This is a genomic window from Moorena sp. SIO4E2 (assembly GCF_010671945.1).
GTDB classification, from domain to species: Bacteria; Cyanobacteriota; Cyanobacteriia; order Cyanobacteriales; family Coleofasciculaceae; genus Moorena; species Moorena producens.
The window spans coordinates 1-3,013 of record NZ_JAAHIE010000744.1 but is presented as its reverse complement, the minus strand read 5'-3'; the positions used below and the strand labels follow the sequence as shown (position 1 = coordinate 3,013).

Here is a 3,013-nt window from a genome sequence, read left to right as displayed (position 1 = left end):
CAAGCGTTGCGCCAAGCGATGTTGACCATGATTCCGAAGTCAGGTAATCCGAAAGATTGGGCGGCATTTACCTTGATTGGTGAGGCGCTTTAGGGGAATCGGGAATCGGGAGTAGGGAGTCGGGAGTCGGGAAAAATATTGTGTGTATCTAATTACTATGAGAAGCGCTATAATTTACAAGATTTTTGGCGTTGCTGAATTGAAGTATTAATGCGGGATCATCTGGTTTTGGGCAAGCCCCCTAAATCCCCCAACATTGGGGGACTTTAAGAGTTTTGTTCCCCCCAAAATTGGGGGGCTAGGGGGGCTTAATCATACAACTTTGGGGGACTTTAAGAGTTTTGTTCCCCCCAAAATTGGGGGGCTAGGGGGGCTTAATCATACAACATTGGGGGACTTTAAGAGTTTTGTTCCCCCCAAAATTGGGGGGCTAGGGGGGCTCAATCATCGCCAGAATCAGCCACACAAGATTTTTTTTATGCTGCCCAATATTTCGGGATTGAAGTTATTCGACCAGGAGAGTTGGTTCACTCTCTCAATTTACAGGAGCAAGTTATAGAATGAGTTATTATCCTTTAGAATTACCTGAGACCTTGTTGAAAGAAATTCAACGTCTTGCTCAAGAAAATCAAGTTTCTATCGAGCAGTGGTTACTGAGTGCTGTTACCGAAAAAATTGAACAAGACGTGAGACGCATTCCCCCCACTTGGCCGCAGGCCACGCTACGCGAACGTCCAAGTGGGGGTTAGTCCACGCCGACAATAATAGCAAGAAAAACTGGAACTTCAGCTAATTTGTTGTCGTCTATATTTCTGTAGGTTAAAATTTCAACTAGTAAGCTTTACAAGGCCAGTGAAAACGTCAACTAAAGTTATCAGAACTGACAAATGGAAACTGAACCCGTCCTACAAACAGAAGGAACTGTTTGAGGAGACACTCAAAGTTTATCGTCAGGCTTGTAGATACTTAATTGGCATTGTTTATGTTCATTGGTCTGATCTTGGTGGACTGACAGCAGAGCAATTAACTCCCGCTGTTGAGAAGTTGATGCATGAGACAGCTAAACGTCCAAATATCAAATACCCACAATTCAATAAAGCTTTCTACAAGTTTCCTAGCTATTACCGTCGAGCTGCAATTGCTTTTGCGGCTGGGCAGGTTAGTAGCTTTGTTACTAGATATAGGGAATGGCAGTCTGGGAATAGAAAAAAAAGAAGTAGTAAGCCGCCGAAACTGAACGCTGAGGCGGGCTGCTATCCAGTCTTATACAAGGGACAGTGTTACAAATTACATGGCTTCAACCAAGTAGAAATTAAGGTTTTTGATGGAAAAAACTGGGTCTGGACTATAGTTCAGATTGCAGGATTAAGAGAGCGCCATCAGGTAACTACAAACAAAATGATGTCCCCGTCGTTGATTTTCAACGATAAGTACTGTCATTTATCTGTTCCATTCACTTGCAGGCCAGAGAAACGCAAACCCGAGGCCAATGTTACTGCGGTAGACTTAGGGATAAACACTACGGCTACCGTGGCAGTCGTAACTCATGACGGCACTGTAATTCATTGTGATTTTATTCACCTTGGAAGAGACATAGACTGCAGAGACAAACGACTAAAGTCCGTATCCAGAAGAGCATCAAAAACGATGGGCAAAGGAGGGAAACTACATAAAGGTTTTTGCTCCAACACTTATCAAAAGTGCCAAAGAATTAACAATCAAATCAGCCATGTTGTTTCCAAGCGAATTGTAGAGATTGCGGATAAATTTAATTCTGAAGCAATTGTCTTTGAGAATCTCAAGGGGTGGAAGCCAAAAGGTGGACGAAAGCGATCTAATCTAAGGCAAAGATTCCACGGATGGCTTAAGGCAAAAATCCGCAACTTCACGGAAATGAAATGGGCTGAGTTAGGTGGAAAGGTGATAGAGATTGTCGCGGCCTATACTTCAAAGTTGGCTTTTGATGGCTCGGGTACGGTAAAACGAAATTCAAAAAAATACTCTTTGGCAACCTTCCCTTCAGGTAAGCGGTTTAATGCAGATTTAAATGGGGCTTACAATATCGGTGCCAGAGGTGTGTTTAAGCTCACTCGCAGAAATGGCGAGGAGGGTCGTTCCAGCAAAAGACCTGGACGACCGCCTGGAAGCTGGGCTTGCCTGTGTGACTTGTGGACTAGCAGTAGTTCTAAGTTAGCATAGGACACCACCACCTCGTTCAGGTGGTGGAAGCTTCATGCTCAGAAAGTTGTACAACTAATGCAGAGTTATGCTGAAAAAGCAGATTATAAGCGTGTCTTGATGCAGTCGCTCATGGGGGAAACCCCCAAGACCGCGCTGCATCGCTTTTGATGCAATATTAGCATCAGTACCAGATACAGAACCTATCCCAGGGGATGAGTTGAGATAGAAGCCCTTAGGAGATATATGCGATCGCGTGACTCGCTTAGCGTGACCTACGGTCAATCGCTTTTTAGTAGGCATTGCTTAATTATTGAATGATTGTAAGAGTAGGTGCGCTTTCCAATGGGCGAGTAAATCGCCCTTGGGTCGCACCTGTAGAATCGGCATCTTGGTAGAACTGGCATCTTGCCAGTTTCGCATTAAGAATTAAATTCGCCCTTGGGTCGCACCTGTAGAATCGGCATCTTGGTAGAACTGGCATCTTGGTAGAACTGGCATCTTGGTAGAACTGGCATCTTGGTAGAACTGGCATCTTGCCAGTTTCAAGATATTTTGGCGCGGGCAGGATGCCCACTCTACTTTGAATAGATTTTCGCGCGGGCAGGATGCCCACTCTACTTTCAATATATTTTCGCGCGGGCAGGATGCCCACTCTACTGCTATTCATCCGAAGATTCAGCAAAGCTTTCTAGTCATCTATTTGAAGCTGACCGCTGACCACTGACCACTGACCGCTGATGTATAAATTACATATCATACCCAAACAAATTGGGATCAACATCCTTCAAATCCAAATCCCCTAACCCATACTCAGCCCAACGCCTATCTACCA

4 protein-coding genes and 1 pseudogene are annotated in these 3,013 nt (G+C 44.6%); 3 read left to right on the top strand and 2 right to left on the bottom strand.

The genetic code is table 11. The features are described 5' to 3' along the window. The 3 genes and pseudogenes from F6K37_RS45845 to F6K37_RS36395 all read left to right on the top strand — a co-directional run. Positions 1-93: pseudogene (locus F6K37_RS45845) on the top strand (CHAT domain-containing protein); the annotation flags it as partial. Between the two features lie 467 nt (positions 94-560). Further along, on the top strand, positions 561-749 hold the full coding sequence (locus F6K37_RS36400) for a hypothetical protein (protein WP_193431446.1): 189 nt from the start codon (positions 561-563) through the stop codon (positions 747-749). Between the two features lie 103 nt (positions 750-852). Continuing rightward, entirely contained in the window at positions 853-2,199 is a 1,347-nt protein-coding gene (locus F6K37_RS36395) for an IS200/IS605 family accessory protein TnpB-related protein (protein ID WP_071104216.1), read from the top strand. 54 nt (positions 2,200-2,253) lie between these two features. Here F6K37_RS36395 and F6K37_RS36390 read toward each other — a convergent pair whose 3' ends face one another. Both F6K37_RS36390 and F6K37_RS36385 read right to left on the bottom strand, forming a co-directional pair. Continuing rightward, positions 2,254-2,481: a hypothetical protein gene (locus F6K37_RS36390; protein WP_158026410.1), complete on the bottom strand. Its 228-nt coding sequence runs from the start codon at positions 2,479-2,481 to the stop codon at positions 2,254-2,256. Positions 2,482-2,488: 7 nt separating this feature from the next. Continuing rightward, positions 2,489-2,713: a hypothetical protein gene (locus F6K37_RS36385; protein ID WP_287255847.1), complete on the bottom strand. Its 225-nt coding sequence runs from the start codon at positions 2,711-2,713 to the stop codon at positions 2,489-2,491. Positions 2,714-3,013: the final 300 nt, after the last annotated feature.

Coding starts and splice junctions, on each gene's coding strand:
- F6K37_RS36400 (WP_193431446.1), top strand. CDS start 561: ATGAGTTATTATCCTTTAGAATTACCTGAGACCTTGTTGAAAGAAATT.
- F6K37_RS36385 (WP_287255847.1), bottom strand. CDS start 2,713: ATGCCAGTTCTACCAAGATGCCAGTTCTACCAAGATGCCAGTTCTACC.
- F6K37_RS36390 (WP_158026410.1), bottom strand. CDS start 2,481: ATGCCTACTAAAAAGCGATTGACCGTAGGTCACGCTAAGCGAGTCACG.